Origin of the sequence: Rhizomonospora bruguierae (assembly GCF_018397995.1) — a bacterium.
In the GTDB taxonomy this organism is placed as follows: domain Bacteria; phylum Actinomycetota; class Actinomycetes; order Mycobacteriales; family Micromonosporaceae; genus Rhizomonospora; species Rhizomonospora bruguierae.
The window spans coordinates 1-14,577 of sequence record NZ_BBQH01000090.1 but is presented as its reverse complement, the minus strand read 5'-3'; the positions used below and the strand labels follow the sequence as shown (position 1 = coordinate 14,577).

19 protein-coding genes, 1 tRNA gene and 1 pseudogene are annotated in these 14,577 nt (G+C 71.2%); 4 read left to right on the top strand and 17 right to left on the bottom strand.

All coding sequences use genetic code 11. The annotated features are described in order from the left end of the window. The first annotated feature begins 51 nt into the window (after positions 1–51). From KJS59_RS28515 to KJS59_RS28500, 4 genes are all read left to right on the top strand, one after another. A complete protein-coding gene (locus KJS59_RS28515) occupies positions 52–927 on the top strand; it encodes a DUF3105 domain-containing protein (protein WP_213456695.1) in 876 nt (291 codons plus the stop codon). Continuing rightward, positions 927–1,601 (top strand): DUF305 domain-containing protein, encoded by a 675-nt coding sequence (locus KJS59_RS28510; protein WP_213456692.1) that lies wholly within the window; start codon positions 927–929, stop codon positions 1,599–1,601. Before KJS59_RS28515 ends, KJS59_RS28510 begins: the two co-directional genes overlap by 1 nt. 145 nt (positions 1,602–1,746) lie before the next feature. After that, on the top strand, positions 1,747–2,502 hold the full coding sequence (locus KJS59_RS28505; RefSeq protein ID WP_213456690.1) for a winged helix-turn-helix domain-containing protein: 756 nt from the start codon (positions 1,747–1,749) through the stop codon (positions 2,500–2,502). Positions 2,503–2,551: 49 nt separating this feature from the next. Further along, positions 2,552–2,626: transfer RNA gene (locus tag KJS59_RS28500), tRNA-Arg, on the top strand. A gap of 136 nt (positions 2,627–2,762) precedes the next feature. Here the strand turns inward: KJS59_RS28500 and KJS59_RS28495 are convergent. The 17 genes and pseudogenes from KJS59_RS28495 to KJS59_RS28415 form a co-directional block, all read right to left on the bottom strand. Continuing rightward, positions 2,763–4,130 (bottom strand): tyrosine-type recombinase/integrase, encoded by a 1,368-nt coding sequence (locus KJS59_RS28495; RefSeq protein ID WP_213456688.1) that lies wholly within the window; start codon positions 4,128–4,130, stop codon positions 2,763–2,765. Then, positions 4,127–4,348, bottom strand: a complete 222-nt coding sequence (locus tag KJS59_RS28490) for a helix-turn-helix transcriptional regulator (protein WP_213456686.1) — start codon at positions 4,346–4,348, stop codon at positions 4,127–4,129. The genes KJS59_RS28495 and KJS59_RS28490 overlap by 4 nt, the downstream gene beginning before the upstream one ends. Then, positions 4,345–4,512 carry a hypothetical protein gene (locus tag KJS59_RS28485; protein ID WP_213456684.1) on the bottom strand — a complete coding sequence of 56 codons (168 nt, stop codon included), beginning with the start codon at positions 4,510–4,512 and terminating at the stop codon, positions 4,345–4,347. The genes KJS59_RS28490 and KJS59_RS28485 overlap by 4 nt, the downstream gene beginning before the upstream one ends. A 227-nt stretch (positions 4,513–4,739) precedes the next feature. Then, complete coding sequence (locus KJS59_RS28480; protein ID WP_213456682.1) at positions 4,740–6,044, bottom strand: DUF3631 domain-containing protein; 1,305 nt, start codon at positions 6,042–6,044, stop codon at positions 4,740–4,742. Next, entirely contained in the window at positions 6,041–6,931 is an 891-nt protein-coding gene (locus tag KJS59_RS28475) for a bifunctional DNA primase/polymerase (RefSeq protein ID WP_213456680.1), read from the bottom strand. Before KJS59_RS28475 ends, KJS59_RS28480 begins: the two co-directional genes overlap by 4 nt. A 100-nt stretch (positions 6,932–7,031) precedes the next feature. Beyond that, a pseudogene (locus KJS59_RS28470) lies at positions 7,032–7,244 on the bottom strand (bifunctional DNA primase/polymerase); the annotation flags it as partial. A 53-nt stretch (positions 7,245–7,297) separates the two neighbouring features. After that, on the bottom strand, positions 7,298–7,588 hold the full coding sequence (locus KJS59_RS28465; RefSeq protein ID WP_213456678.1) for a DUF4326 domain-containing protein: 291 nt from the start codon (positions 7,586–7,588) through the stop codon (positions 7,298–7,300). Beyond that, positions 7,585–8,595 carry a bifunctional DNA primase/polymerase gene (locus KJS59_RS28460; protein WP_306345207.1) on the bottom strand — a complete coding sequence of 337 codons (1,011 nt, stop codon included), beginning with the start codon at positions 8,593–8,595 and terminating at the stop codon, positions 7,585–7,587. Before KJS59_RS28460 ends, KJS59_RS28465 begins: the two co-directional genes overlap by 4 nt. A gap of 3 nt (positions 8,596–8,598) precedes the next feature. Further along, complete coding sequence (locus tag KJS59_RS28455; RefSeq protein ID WP_213456676.1) at positions 8,599–9,087, bottom strand: single-stranded DNA-binding protein; 489 nt, start codon at positions 9,085–9,087, stop codon at positions 8,599–8,601. Between the two features lie 95 nt (positions 9,088–9,182). Then, on the bottom strand, positions 9,183–9,431 hold the full coding sequence (locus KJS59_RS28450; protein WP_213456674.1) for a hypothetical protein: 249 nt from the start codon (positions 9,429–9,431) through the stop codon (positions 9,183–9,185). Positions 9,432–9,450: 19 nt separating this feature from the next. Next, complete coding sequence (locus KJS59_RS28445; protein WP_213456672.1) at positions 9,451–9,744, bottom strand: hypothetical protein; 294 nt, start codon at positions 9,742–9,744, stop codon at positions 9,451–9,453. After that, entirely contained in the window at positions 9,744–9,989 is a 246-nt protein-coding gene (locus KJS59_RS28440; protein ID WP_213456670.1) for a hypothetical protein, read from the bottom strand. Before KJS59_RS28440 ends, KJS59_RS28445 begins: the two co-directional genes overlap by 1 nt. A 143-nt stretch (positions 9,990–10,132) precedes the next feature. Then, complete coding sequence (locus tag KJS59_RS28435; RefSeq protein ID WP_213456667.1) at positions 10,133–12,361, bottom strand: cell division protein FtsK; 2,229 nt, start codon at positions 12,359–12,361, stop codon at positions 10,133–10,135. Positions 12,362–12,617: 256 nt separating this feature from the next. After that, complete coding sequence (locus KJS59_RS28430) at positions 12,618–12,821, bottom strand: hypothetical protein (RefSeq protein WP_213456666.1); 204 nt, start codon at positions 12,819–12,821, stop codon at positions 12,618–12,620. 18 nt (positions 12,822–12,839) lie between these two features. Next, positions 12,840–13,382, bottom strand: a complete 543-nt coding sequence (locus KJS59_RS28425) for a hypothetical protein (protein ID WP_213456664.1) — start codon at positions 13,380–13,382, stop codon at positions 12,840–12,842. Between the two features lie 14 nt (positions 13,383–13,396). Further along, on the bottom strand, positions 13,397–13,591 hold the full coding sequence (locus tag KJS59_RS28420) for a hypothetical protein (protein ID WP_213456662.1): 195 nt from the start codon (positions 13,589–13,591) through the stop codon (positions 13,397–13,399). Positions 13,592–13,604: 13 nt separating this feature from the next. Beyond that, positions 13,605–14,577: type IV secretory system conjugative DNA transfer family protein (locus KJS59_RS28415; protein WP_213456659.1), on the bottom strand; the 973-nt coding region annotated here is incomplete at its 5' end.

The window sequence follows — 14,577 nt, the reverse complement described above, 5'->3', positions numbered from 1 at the left end:
GCTCGGGCGGCCCACGCCCACCCCCTTCATAGATGGACGTGACGAGGCGCGATGAGCATCAGCACTCAGGGCGGCGGCGACCGGCGCCCGAATGTGGTCCGCACCGGCCAGAAGGCAACCCCCGGCGGCAAGCCCGGCGACGGCGCCGCCAAAAAGCCCGGCGACGCCCCCGCCAAGAAGGCGGCCGGCGCGAAGGCGACCGGCGGCAAGCCCGGCGCCAAGTCCGCGGGCAAGGGCGGCGGGCCCCGCCGTCCGATCGCCCCGGTCAAAGTCAACTCGTCCCGGCCCTGGGGCCCGATCGCGCTGTTCGTGCTGGTCGGCGTGATCGCGGTGGGCATCATCGGGTACGGCAGCTGGGCCGTCTACCAGGGTGCCCGCTCGTGGGAGGACCGCGCCGCCGACATCAAGGGCATCGCCAACTACACCAAGACCGACCCCGGGATGCTCACCCGTGACCACAAGCCGGGCCCGCAGACCTACAAGGTGCAGCCCCCGGTGGGCGGCGACCACAACAACGTCTGGCAGAACTGCATGGGCGACGTCTACGACGCCCCGATCGCCAACGAACACGCCGTGCACAGCCTCGAGCACGGCGCGATCTGGATCACGTACCAGCCGGACCTGCCGAAGGACCAGGTGGACGCGCTCGCCGCCCGGGTCCGCGGCCAGGAGAAGATGCTGATGAGCCCGTACCCGAACCTGGACGCGCCGATCTCGCTCCAGGCGTGGGGCTACCAGCTCAAGGTGGACAAGGCCGACGACGCGCGGATCGACGCCTTCATCAAGGCGCTGCGGGTCAACGCCTCGCAGGAGGGCCCCACGGCCCTGTGCAACCAGGGCATCACCGCCACCGGCACCACGCCGCGCGACCTGCCGGACGCCGGCGACCAGGCCGGTGACATGACGGGCGCCGGGGCCGGCGGCTGATGAGCCTCGCCGTCGACTCGCCGCCCGACCAGCCGGTCGAGGCCGAGGTCACCGCGACGACGGCGCCCCCACCGGCGGCCCGCCGGTGGGGCACCGTCGCCCTGGCCGTCGCCATCGCGGTCGGCATGCTGCTCGGCTACGCCGCCGGGTGGCTGACCCCGACCGTGACCCGCCCCGGCGACGCCTCCCCCGAGGCCGGCTTCGCCCGGGAAATGACCACCCATCACGCGCAGGCGGTCGAGATGGGCCTGGAGGCGTTCGCGCGCGCCACCAACCCGGGCGTGCGCACCCTCGGCGTGGACATCGCGACGGGCCAGCAGGGCGAGATCGGCATGTTCCAGACCTGGCTGCGCGAGTGGCACCTGGACGCCACCGGCGCCCAGCCCCCCATGGCGTGGATGCCCGGCGGCACAGCGGCCATGGTCGACGGCCTCATGCCGGGCATGGCCACGCCGGCCGAGATGGATCAGTTGCGCAACGCCAAGGGCGTCGAGGTGGACCGGCTGTTCCTGCGCCTGATGATCCAGCACCATCTCGGCGGCATCCACATGCTGGACGCGATCCTCGCCAAAACCGACAACTCCGAGGTGCTCCAGGCATCGCGGCGGATGAAGAACGTCCAGCAGACCGAACTGAACGAACTGCGCGGGCTCCAGGAGCAGGTCGGCTCCTGACGCGGCGGCCGGGACAGCCGTCACCCGTGTGGTGGATGTAACGCGCAGGTGACAGCGGTCCGCGTTGTGCCTCGTTAGCCGGGGTGTGGGGCTCAACGCGCACCCCCCGTCCCGGCTGGCGACCGGGTCGCGGAGCGCTCTCCGGGTGGCCGCCCAGCTGACCTCCGATTTCGCGCGATCCGACCGGACGGCCGGTCCGACCAACGGGTCGCGCCAGAACATCTCCAGCTGGTGCCGCCGCCACACCGCCTACGGCGACGCAGCCGTCGCCGCACAGCGCCGGGTCGGCCGCGCCGACCCCCGGCCACTGACCATCCAGCAGGAGCTGGAGTTGGTGGCGCTGCTTCGCAGCCACTACCCCGACGAACTCGGCCTCGACCTCTCCGGCACGGCCCCGGCCGCCGGCCTCACCGTGTGGACGCGGCCCACCGTGACCGCGCTGGCGCAGGAGAAACTCGGCCTGCGCCTCACCGACCGGCGCCTGGCCCGCATCCTCAAATCCTGGGGCCTCGGCCCCCGCCAACCCAGCGACCGCTGCTGCCCGCTCTGCGCGTACGCCGTCTCCCGCTGGCTCACCCACACCTACCCGCGACTACTCCAGGACGCCCGCACCCGCGGCGCCCAAGTCTGCTGGTCCGGCCGCACCCGCCTCGGCGGGGTCGTACCCAACGCCGAGGTCGTCTCCGCCGTCACCACCCGCGGCGGCCTCCGCTTCCGGATCTCCCCCGAACGCGACGCCGGCCCGCTCCTTGCCGACTTCCTCGCCCGCCTCCGCGACCACGAGAACCGCCCGGTCGACGTGATGATCGACGGCTCGTGGCCCCTCCCCGAATGGCCCCGCCAGCCGCCGGACGGCGTCCGCTTGATCGCGATGCCAAGCTGCGACCGGTTCGACCCCTAGCCGATTCGATGCTTCGAGGGCGGTGCTGGTAAGCTTTCCCGGTCACTGAGCCCCCGTAGCTCAGGGGATAGAGCACCGCCCTCCGGAGGCGGGGGCGCAGGTTCGAATCCTGCCGGGGGCACCATCGATAAGCAGCACGAAAAGGCCGCCGACCAGGGGAAACCCGGTCAGCGGCCTTCATCGTGTGTCCGGCCATGTCCGGCCGTCAGCAGCCCGTGACGGGCGTCTGTGCCACATGCGTGCCAAAGTTTCGACGCGGGTCAGTCGTGGCCCAGCGCTCGCTCGATGCGCTGCCTGAGAGCTGCGTCACCGCCGTCAAGGCACTTGGCGTAGATCCTCAGCAGCACCTCCACCGACTGCCCGGCCCACTCGGCTACCTGAGTCGGCGGGACTCCCCCGTTGAGCCACGTCGACACGGCCGCGTGCCGAAGGTCGTACGGGGTGCGGGCCAGCAGCGAGGCGTGTGCCTCGGGCGTGAACACGGCGGCTCGCGCCCACCGCCACACACGGTTGATCGTCCCCTTGGGAAGTTCCTCCTTGTTGCGCTCCCCCACGAACAGACGGTCATTCGGCCCGTAGCCGAACAGTTCGACGTGAGCGTTGATGATCGCGGTTAGTTCGGGTGGGCACGGAACCGTTCGCGTCTCCCCCCGTGCACGCTGCTTGAGTTGGCGGCTGTCTCGGTTCTTGCCGCTGTCGGTCCATTCGCGGCCCGCGTGCGGGTCCGCTCCGTCGAGAGTGAATTCCCCCCATCCCTTGTCGGGCAGGTGCAGATTCGGCTTGGCGAGGCGCACGGCTTCCTCCGGACGCAGAGCCGCGTAGTACAGGCAGCCGTAGAAAGCCACCATGCGTGGCCCGATACGCCCCTGCTCCCGTACCCCTTCCAACAGAGTCCGCACCTGCACGGGGTTTGCCACTGACCGCCTATCGATCGTCGTGACGGTTTTCGGTGGCTTCCACTTCAACTGGGGTAGCGGATTTGCCGGCAGCAGCCGCTTTTCTACCGCGTATTCGATCGCCGTATTGAAGATTTTCCGGCGGCGGCTGATGACGCTTGGCGCGGCCGGCGCTCCGTCGAGTCGCACGGTGAGACCGTCCAGCACCGGGCGCAGCAATTCGGCGCGGCTGAGGCTAGCCACGTCGCGGGTGTTCCGCTTCACCCAATCGAGCGCGGTCCTCACCTGTTCGGGCACGTTCTTAGCCTTACGGCGAGGGGTGTTGAAGGCCCAGCGGCTGAGGGCGTGGCGCAGCAACTTGCCGTCCGGTCGACCTCTCGCGTTGGTCAGCATGAGCACGGTGAGTGCTGTCAGCGCCTCGGCATGAGTGCGTCGAGTCGTCGCGGCCACATGCGGCCACTTCATGTCGGCGAATGAACAGGCCAGGTCGTACCACGACATGGCGGCGGTGTCCCGACGCATTGAGATAGGGCGGCCCGTCTCGATGTCGAACGCCTCGCCCTTGCGGGATGCGGTGACCAGTTCCGAACGGAAACTCTCCGCGAGAGCCTTTGTTTTGAACGCCCTCTTCTGCCGATGCTCGGCGACCTGCCAGCGGACACGATAGGTGCGGCCCCTCTGCCCTTCGTACGTTTCGATTGACCAGATGCGTACGTCATAGGTGGTGCTCAAGCGGCCTCCTCGTAGAGCGATTCAAGCCAGGATTCGTAATCGCGACGTTCGATTCGGATCTCACCGTTGGGCAGCTTGCGAGACGGGGGACCCTTCCGCTTTGCGCGCCAGTCGTAGAAGGTCGACCGGCTGATATCGAGGTCATCGCAAATATCGGCGATGGTGAGGTGACGACTTTGGCGAGGTGCCCCCCGCTCGGGGCGATTCGGGGTGGTCATCGGCGGGTGTCCTCCCTCGGGGTGGCGTCGAGGTAGATGCGGTGCCGGGTGGACGGTGGCCGGTCGGGGTAGGGCCGGCTGATGTGCTGGATGGTGAGCACTTGGGCGAGCGCGGTGAGGGTGGCGGCTGTTTCAGCGGGTGTGCCGTGCAGCCTGATTCGCATGCAGTGCGCCTTCCGTTCGGTTGGTCTCATCAGGGGAGGAAGCGGGAGGTATAGCCGCAGAGGGACGCAGAACGGCCCGCTGAGAGCCACGGAGACGCAAGATTCGGGGCGTCCCGGTGTGATGGGTAGGGGCGATTCGCCTCAGGGGCTCTCAGCGGGCCGTTTCCAGGAACGACGGCCGGCGGTCGGGGTGGAAGAGGGAACCCCGCGTGCCGGGGGCCGTCAGGTCATGGGCGGTGGTGGGTGACGTGTCGCCGGGGGGTATCCGTACCATCCGTACCAAGCTCGTTTTGCCTGGTCAGGTGCGGTACGGATTGGGTGCCTGGTACGGATCGATCCGTACCAGGGGCACGGCCGGGCAGGGTTGCTGGTACGGATCGATCCGTACCAGCGAGGGAATCCGTACCGGGGATGACCTGCGGAAACGACGTTGGTACGGATGGTACGGATGGGGCGGGGCAGTACCGGTTCCACGCGTCGGTGAAGGCGTCTCGGGTGTAGCCCTTGGCCTGCCCGACCGGGAACCGGATCGTGGTCGAGGTGATGCCGAACTCGCGTAGCAGGTCGCCGAGACGCTTGCCGGTGAGACCGGTCGGCCCGAACCCTGCCCACGGTGCCTCTTCGTCGCCGTTGAGCGCGGTGAGGAGGTCGTGGGTGGAAGCGGCGGGCGGGTCGCCGAGCACGGTAAACGCGGCGCGCACGTCGGCGAGCAGCCGCACGCGAGTGGAGACGTTGCCGGACTCGTCGGCTTCGGCGGTCAGGACGGTGACGGCCTGCCGGGCGCGAGCGGGCCAGGTGCCGCCGGCCAGGTCGGCGACGGCTACGAGGGGTTCCCAGGTGTCGGCGGCGCGGTCTTCGACCGGCATTGGCGGTTCGGCGGCTTCGAGGGTGGCGAGGTTCGCACCAAGCCACACCGCCAGTCGTTGGGCGACGGAACGCAGGGCGGGACCGTCGCGGCGGTGCCGGTAGGGGGCGACCGTCTCGCCGGGGGCGCGGCGCCGCATCCGGACCACCACGGCGCGGTCTTCGATGGTGTCGGGCATAGCGCCGATACCGGCGAGGGCGGCCATGGCAAAGGTGGGGATCTTCTCCAGCCGTTGAGTTCCGGCGTCCCACCGGATCGCGGGCCGGTTGCGCTGGTGACCGGCGTTGAGCAGCCCGCGTAGGTCTTCGTTCGCGTCGGCGTTCTTCCCGCCAAAGATGGTGTCCGCCTCGTCGACCAGCAGGGTCGGTGGGTTGTCGCTGCCGATGGCGCGGTAGACGGCGGCGGGTGAGGCGTTGACGGTGATGAGCGGGTTGTGGCAGCAGCCCTCCACCACATCGAGTAGCCGCGACTTCCCGCATCGCTTCTCCGGTGCGCGAATCACGAGCCGGGGTGCATGCGCCCACGCGGCTTGGGCGTGGGTCGCGGCGATCCACAACGCAACCGCGTCTACCGTCTCGGCCGATGGCAGGATGACGTACTTGGTCAGGCAGGCGTGTAGGGCATCGAGGATCGCGGCACCGTCGACCGGGTCGGCATGGCTGGTCATGCGGCTACTCCTTCGGCTCGAAAGCCGTCACGGATGGCGGCGCGGATGTCGCGTTCGGTCTGTTCGGCTTGGCGGCCGGCGTCGGTGAGGGCGGCGATCGCGTCGTCTTTGTCAATGGCGTCGGCTTTGACCATGCGGGCGACGCCTCGGGCGACGCCGTAGAGCGTGGGGCGACGCACCCCCTCGGGAGCCGTGGTGACCCGATCCAGCAGCACGGCTAGGAGTCGGTCGGGATGGGAGATGCCCCCCGCCTCGCGCACGCGTGTCGGGCCGGTCACGGCCGGGATGGGTGGTGCCGGTGGTGGCGTGCAGGCCGTGAGCAGGGCGGGGGGCATCTCCTCCATGCCCCGGCCCGGCACCCACCGGTAGGGGCGGCCCGTGCGTGGGTGGACGCTTGGGGGCAGGACGACGTAGCCGCCGTCTGCCTTCACGTCGATGCCGGGGCCGAGTCCCTGGCCGGGTTTGCCCTGGCTGCACGGCACGTGAGTGTCGGGGTGGCGGTAGTACAGGTGTGGTCCCCCGCGACCGGTGATGACGTGTGCGGTGGGCGGGAGAAGGCCGTTGGCAATCAGCCCGTTCATGGTGTGGTGACCGTCGTGGCGGGGGTCGACGTCGAGCACGACCGTGCCGGACGCGGCACCCGTGCGCAGGGCGAGTTGTCCGGACGGGACGGCCGCGACGATCGCGGCGACCCGCGCCGGGTCGGTGGTGGCGGCGTAGAAGCCGTGGCAGGTCAGGCACGGGCACGCGTTCTGATCGTGAGTCGGGTCCTCTTCCGCCTTTGGGCAGTCGGGGCAGTTGGCCACGGGCCGTTTGGAGCGACCGAGCATGAACACGGGCCACCCGCGTTCGGCGTAGGCCAGGGCAGCGGTAAGCAGGTCAGGCAACGGGCTTCTCCTTCCGTGCGGTGCGGCGGGCGCGGGCGGCGTCGAGGTCGAGCAGTACTCCGCTCGGCTCGTCCGGCTGCCGTGTGGTGCGTTGGTGGCGTTCCACGTCGAGGGCGACGGCGTAGGGACGCCCGGCGACGGTCGACCCGGCCGCGACGACGTAGCCGCCGTGCGCGCGGGTGTCGACCTTCCACCCGAGCCCACCGCGCTCCCCGGTGGTGTTGCGCAACTCCGGGCCGATGGGCGGGTGGCGGTAGTAGAGGTGAGTGCCGCTACTGCCGGTGCCCACGGTGTAGGTGGCGTCGATACTGGTGCGCGGCGGCGGCGCGTCGCGCAGGGAGGGCCGGTCGTCGCGGTAGCCGGCCATCAGACGGGCTCCCCGTTGGCGACCGCCAGCAGCACGTCGGCGTGGCACGGCTTGTCGGTCGGGCACCAACACGCCAGGGTCTTGCCGGCCAGCTCCGCGCGGGCGGCGGCGGCGTAGTCGGGGTGCTGGTCGACCCAGAGCCGGAACAGGCGCACCGCGGCGGCCCGACTTCCGGGGGTGTTGTCGGCACCGAAGCGGTTGCCCCAGCGGGTGGGGCGGCCGACGTAGACGGCACCGGCGGGCATGCGCCACCCGGCGGTGCGGCGGCGCTGAATGCGGTGAGGGTTCATCGCGGGGTCCCCTTGTCGTGAAGCTCGCGCAGGTAGTTGAGGGCGACGCGGCCGGCGCGCAGGTGCTCGCCGTCGCCTCGGCAGCGGCGGCAGGCGCGGGCGGCGCGCAGGAACAGCACGGGTCGGCGACCGCCCCCCGCCCCGGATTGGGGCGCCGCTGGTACGGCTTGAGCCGTACCAGCCGAAAAGCCGTACCGCCCCTGACCTGCGAAGATACGACTGGTACGGCTGGTACGGCTCACCCCACCCGAACCGTCGACGGGTTGGCAGGCGTCGACCAACGCCGGCGGCATGGCCGCGATCGGCCGGTCACCAGCCCACCGGTAGGGCCGGCCCGTGTCGGGATGGATCGAGGGCGGCACAACCACGTACCCGCCATCGGCCTTGACATCGACCCCGGCCCGTCCGGCGACCTTCGCGCCCAGCGGCCCGCCGGGGTGCCGATACCAGAGGTGCCAGCCGTCGTTGCCGGTCCGCGTGGCCCGGGTGGGTGGCATGAGGTCGGGGTCGACCTGTCCGCCGTTGCGGGGGTCGATGTCGACCACGGCGACCCCGGCCACGCTGCCGGTGCGGACGGCGAGGAGGCCGGAGGGGACGGCGTCGAGGATGGCCGCGATCCGGTCAGGGTCGGTGCTGGCGGCGTAGAAGCCGTGGCAGGTCAGGCACGGACATGCCTCAGGGTCGTGGGTCGGGTCGTCTTCGACCTTCGGGCAGGCCCGGCAGTTGGCGACGGGGCGTTTCGACCGGCCGAGCATGAACACCGGCAACCCGTGCCGGGCGAGGTCGAGCGCGGCGGCGAGCAGGGTCAGTGTGTCGGGCATGGGTGTCTCCCGTCGAGGTGTCGGCGGGGCGGCGCACGCCGGGCAGTCGCGCGGGTAGAGCCGGAAGCGGCGCCCGGTCATGCGTCCGTCCACGGTGGTCGCGCAGATGTGCGGGTACGGCCCGTCGACCGGCACCGGCCGCCCCAACACGTGGCTTGCGCCGATCCACTGGCCGTAGGCGGTCATCGGCTAGAACGGCGGCTCGTCGTTGCTGAACCGGTCGCTGTCGGCGGCCGGCCGGGCGGGCGGGGTGACCGACCACGGGTCATCGCCCGACGTCCCGGCGGGGCCGGTGGTCGACTTGCCCGCGGTGCGGTCCATCTTGCGCACGGCCGCGGTGGCGTAGCGCAGCGACGGGCCGACCTCGTCGGCCTCCAACTCCATGACGGTGCGCTTCTCACCCTCGCGGGTCTCGTAGGAGCGCTGCCGTAGGCGGCCGGTCACGATGACACGCGACCCGCGTGACAGCGACTCGGCGACGTTCTCTGCGGGCTGTCGCCAGATCGAGCACGACAGGAACAGCGGCTCTCCGTCGCGCCACTCGCCGGAGGTGCGGTCCATGACCCGCGGGGTCGACGCGATCCGGAACCGCGCGACGGCGGCGCCAGAGGGGGTGAAGCGCAGTTCGGGGTCGTCGGTCAGGTTGCCAACAACGGTGATCGTGGTGTCGCCAGCCATGGCGGTGTGTCCTTTCTGGACTGTGGGGAGAGACGTTGCCTGCCCGGCAACGCCTGAACGCGTCGGCTGTTGGTTCGAGCGGTTCTGCGGGGCGGCTATGCGGCCTGACGGGCCGGCAACTCTCGGCGCTGTGGCACGTCGAGGCGCGCGACGGCCGGGGCCTGCGCGCCGCCGCTGCCCGCGCGGGTGTTGGCGGCGCAGCGTCGGCAGGCGTCGGCGCGGTGGTCGTACCGCCGTGGCGTGACCCAGCGGTAGCAAGCGGGGCAGCGGATCTCGCGGACGGTCGCGATGCTCGGCCCGCGCAGCATCGCTGCGACGTCGCTGGCGAGGGTGCGGATCTGCATGACGGGGGTGTCCTTCCGTTCAGGCGGCGTGGCGGCGCGGGCGCGGGCGGGGGGCGGCGCGGCTGACCAGCGCGCGGAGGTCGGTCAGCGCGGTGAGGAGTTGGGTGCGGGCGGTCGGCTCGGCGGGGTCGAGCGCGATCCGGATGCGGATCTCTGCGTATTCGCGGCCGTCGCGGTCGCGGACGCGGGTTAGGACACCGCGGGCGCCGGGCAGCGCGACGGCGATTGGTTCGGCGCGGTGCTCGCCGAGCGCTGCCGCGCAGTGGTGGCCGCGGGCGCACCAGTCGGCGTGTCCGTCGGCGCGGCGGGTCATCAGGCGCTGCCTTTGGCGTGTTCGCTGCGCAGGTATTCGTAGACGCGGCGGCCGATACGGACGCGGCGGCCGGTGCCGTCGCAGCGGGGGCAGAGGCGGAAGATCCGGCGGGAGACGGGGGAGTAGAGCCGGCCGTCGCCGTGGCAGCGGCGGCAGTGCCCGAACGGGAACGCCGCACACAGGAACAGGTACCACGCTGCGTAACCGGCGGTGGCGAGGCTAGCTAGCACGATCGGGCTGTCCACGAAACGCCTCCTTGGGCGGTGGAAGGGCATGCGTGAGCGTCGCGCGCTAGCCACTAGCGCGCTGGCCAGGTGTTGAGTTGGGCGCTAGTGGGGGTGCTAGGTCTAGCGGGGTGTGCTGCTAGACCTAGCACCCGGTCGCGGGGTCAGCCCGCGGCTTTCCCGCCACCCTTCCGGTCACGGACGGTGATGGCGTCGAGGATGTGTTGCCGGTCGATGCCGCGCCGGTTGGCGCCGTTGCCGGTGGCCGGGTCGGTGCCCCAGACCTGTCCGGTGGCGACGCCCCACGGCTTGAGCGCGGCGGTGAGCTGTTCGCGGGTTAGCCCGGCGTAGACGTCGGGCCGCACCGCGGCCAGCCGTTCGCAGACGATGTCGGTCCACAGCTTCGGTTCGCTGTCGGGCATGACGGCGGCGATGTCGTCAAGCAGCGTGTCTCGACGGGCCGCGGCGGTGTCGATGGTCTGCCCGGCCGCGTGGCCGGTGACCGTGCCTGCCTTGTCCCGCAACGCCCGCGCCCGTTTGACGACCGCATCGGCGGTGGGTCCGTCCACATAGAAGGTGCGGGCGATGACCGGGTCGTCGCCATCCCCGGCGAGGTAGCCGATACCGCTGTCGCGGCGGGAGAACATCGTGGCCTTGATCCCGGCGCCGTGCATGCCGTCGCCGAGCACCATGTCGTTCTCGCGCCAGCCCAACACCTTGAGGCAGAACCGCAACACGGCGTTCTTGGAGATGTTCGGCGGGATGCTCTTCGCGTCGGGTCGCTGCGTGCCCAACAGCAGCTCGATCCCGAGCGCGGGACCGCGTTTGACCAGGTCAGTGCAGATCTCTTCGAGCTCTGCCCCGTGGTTGGGGTGCTCGAACCAGATCTGGCACTCGTCCACGCCGATGACGATCGGATGCAGCCCGAGCGACTTGCGTGAGGCAAGCTCCGGGGTGACCTTGTTCTCCGGGCAGACGTCGCGGGGCAGGTCGCGGATCACCTTGGTACGGCGCCGCATCTCGGCACGTACCTCGCGCATCGCGGCGACGCTGTAGGCCATGTCTTCGTCGTCGTCCCCGGCCCGGTACCGGTAGGCGACCGGCTCCAGCGGCGCGAGGTCGCCGGTGCCTTTCAGGTCGTAGACGTGCAGCTCCGCGCGCGGGTCCAACGCCCCTGCCAGCAACGCCAGCCGCAACGCGAACGTCTTGCCCATCCGGGGAATCGAGCCGATGACCATCGACGCGAACATGAGCGTGATCGTGACCACCGACCCGCGCGGGTCGGTGCCGAACGCGAACGGCGTGAACAGGTCGACCTTTCCGGCCTTGAGCAGCGGCCACGGCGGTTGCTTCATCGCGGACATGTCCTTGTCCGCGACGAACAGGACCAGCCGGCCCGGGTGCACGGCCGCGTTCGCTTCCGGCCAGACACAGCCGAGCGGGCGGGTCAGCGCGGACGCCAACTCTTCCCGCTTCTCGACTACCTCGGCGGCCGTGACGCCGCGGGGTAGCTCGACGTCGGCCCGCCAGCCCGGCCCGTCGCGGGTGATCGGGGCCGGGAACCAGTTCCGGCCCGTGTCACCGGCCCGGATCGCCCGGTCGATACCGACGATCCGCAGCGCCGAGAGCGCCCGTATCACCTGGTCAGAGGTGAGCGGGGTGACTCCCGAGCGGACCACGGCGGTGTCGAGCAGCGGCCGATCCTGCGGCGCCCCGGCCACGCCGAGCACCGCCAGCAGCGCCGCAAGAGCGGCCCACCGCGCCCACGCCGGGGAGAGCAGCCACCCGACGACCGCGAGCACGACCACGGCCGCGACGGCGGCGCCGACCAGGCCGCGCCAGCGGACACGGCGGTCACGCTGCCGGGACAGTTTCAGGTAGGCGTCGGCATCCTCGGTCCGGACGGTGGCCTGCCGGACCGGTTCGCCTTCCAGGTCGAACAGCCACCGGACGAACCCACCGGCCACCCGGGCAAACCCGCGCGGCGCACGCCACACCGCCTTGCCGGCATAGAGCGGCAACCGGACGGCGTGGAACCCGGCGGCGTGCGCGACGTACCCGGCCAGCCACGCCGCGTTCGAGGTGACCTGTGTCCGGGACCGGATCGAGTCCGGGATGATCGGGCGGCGGGTGCCGTCCTTGACCCCCGCGAGGGTGAACCGGGGGCGTCGCTGCGCGGCCGGGGAGTCGACCATGACCGACGTGTCCGGGTGTCCGGACGGTGCTGCCAGCGGCAATCCGTCCGCGCTGGTGACGGTTCCGTCACTGTTCGCGAGAGGTGTGGTGTCCGGGTCCGGGGTGGTCGCGTCGCGGCGGTTCCGGGCCTCATCGAGGTTGAGGATTTCCGCTTCGCGGCGGTCCCAATCGAATTCGTCATCGTGCGGTGTGGTCATCGGTTACCGCCTACGGACCCGGTCGGGCCGATCGTGTGCCGGCGGGCGGGGGTGCGGCCTTCCCGGGCCGCGGTGGTACCGATCGAGGGGCAGTAGCCGCACTTTCCGGTGTCCGCGCAGACGCACTGCGGCGGCCGGGGGCGGCGCCCGTTACGGTGAAACATCGAGTCTCCAAGCTCCCAAAGGGGGTCAGGGGTTCGAGGGCCGGGGCGCGGCCGGAGGTTTGCGAGGCCGGAAGGCCGCGCCCCGGGCACAGTCAGAACTCGTCGCAGTCCGCCGGAGCCGCGGACCGCCAAAACACACGCTCGGCGGCCTCCGCCTCCTCCCGCCAGCGGTTCTGAGCCGCGCGGTAGTCGGCTTCCGCCTGGGCTTCCGCGGCGGTGTCGCCCATCAGCACGGCATCGATGATCCGGTCCAACTCGGGCGGAAGATCGGCAAATGGGTCATTCAGGTAGTCCATGCTGTGACCTGGCCTTTCTCAGAATTCGTCGGTGTCGGCGTTTTCGCGGGTGCGGTGCGTGGTCGCCTGGTCTGCCGGGTCGCTGAGCCGCCAGAACGGCACTTGTTGCACTCCGTCGATCGTTTCTGCGACGTGCATGAATACGCCGGTTGCCTCGATCTCTCGGGCCTTCTGCTGACTCGGGTGCGTCCCGGCCTCCCACGCCTCCCGGTCGGCCTGGCCGAACAGGGCATTGGCCTGCTCTGCCGTCCGCTGTGCCGTCGGGCGGCTGTCGACCAGGATGCCGCCCATCTCGGCGGCGAGCGCCACTCGTTTTGCCTGCGCGAGGCGACTTGCGTCCGGGCGGGCGTCCGGGCCGCGTTCGGCTGCTTCGGCCCGCAGTCCCGCGGCGTATCCGCGGGCAGCGGTCGCGGCGCTGACCTTGTGCGCGGCCCACTCTGGCCAGTCCACATTGGAGTAGCCGCAGGAAGCGAGAATCTCTTTGGCGTTCTCAGCCTCGTGCATCAGCTCCGCCGCGGCGGTGTCGCAGCGGGCTGCGAGGTATTCAAAGCTGTCGCCCATCTGCTGGTGTCTCCTCAGAACTCGTCTGCGTCGGCGAACTCGCGGCCGGCTCCCGGCCCGCCGAGCACTTCGGCGACGGCGGCTTTGTCCCGGGCGGTCGCGTCGGCGGCGATCAGGAGGTCGCGGGTGTCGCGGCCGTCCGGGTCGGCGCAGACGTCATCCAGGAGCGTGCGTTGCGTACCGGTCAGATCGAGGTTTGCGCTGCTCATGGGGTCCTCTCGGTTAGGCGGCAGCGGTGTCGGGTGCGGGGGTGTGCTGCCGGGCCGCGGGTGCGGTCCGGAGCCGGCCGGCCGCGGGGTGCGGCACGGCGGCAGGGGCGGCGGCGCGGCGGACGTCGCGGCGGCGCCACGCGATCGGGGTGCGGACCAACGCGACCCGCATGCCCCGGCGGATCAGCAGGGCACGGTGGTTGGGCAGGCCCGCGAGCATCGCAGCGGAGATGACCGGGACGCGGCGCAGGCTGCTTGACGTGACCCGCCCGTCCGCGTCGCGGGTCTGGGTCGTTTCGTCCCGCTGCCCGGCGAGGTCACCGAACATGGCCAGGTCAGCAGCGTCTTTGCAGCCACCGAAGACGAGCACCGCCGCGGCACTGTTGAGGATCATCGCGGCGCCGTCGGTGCCCCACCGCTGCCGCAGCTGCCCGAGCCCTTGACAGGCGGCGTGGATGACGATCGACCGCTTCCGCAGCTCTGCCATCCACCGGTCGAGCGGGGTCGGGCAGACCAGCGCCACCTCATCCAACGCGAGGGTCAGCCCCGGATCGAGCCGGCCACCCGGACGGGCCGCGGCCAGGTGCCGGGCCTGGAAAGTGATCTCGGCGACGAGTGCGGCGGTCAGCGGGCCGACCGTCCCGTCGTCGTCGCCGAGCAGATACAGCGCCCCGGCACGGTCGGTCAGGTCCGCGACGGTGAACGCGTGTTCGGCCGGGTCGGGGTCGCCGGTCGCGGCAGCGGTCGGCAGCGTCGTCCACGCCAGCGCGGGCGCGATCGCGAGCATGACGCCGTCGCGAGTACGGGTCGTCATGTCCAGCGCTTGGCGGGCCGCGTGGACCATCTGGCGTGCCTGCGGCGAGCCGGTCAACGCGGCGAGGATCGCCGCACGCCCGGTGTCGGGGTCGGCGACCCACCCGGCCACGTCCGACATACGGTGACCGGCGAGCGCGGCAGCGTGGAGGAACACGGCCAGCACCCGCCGG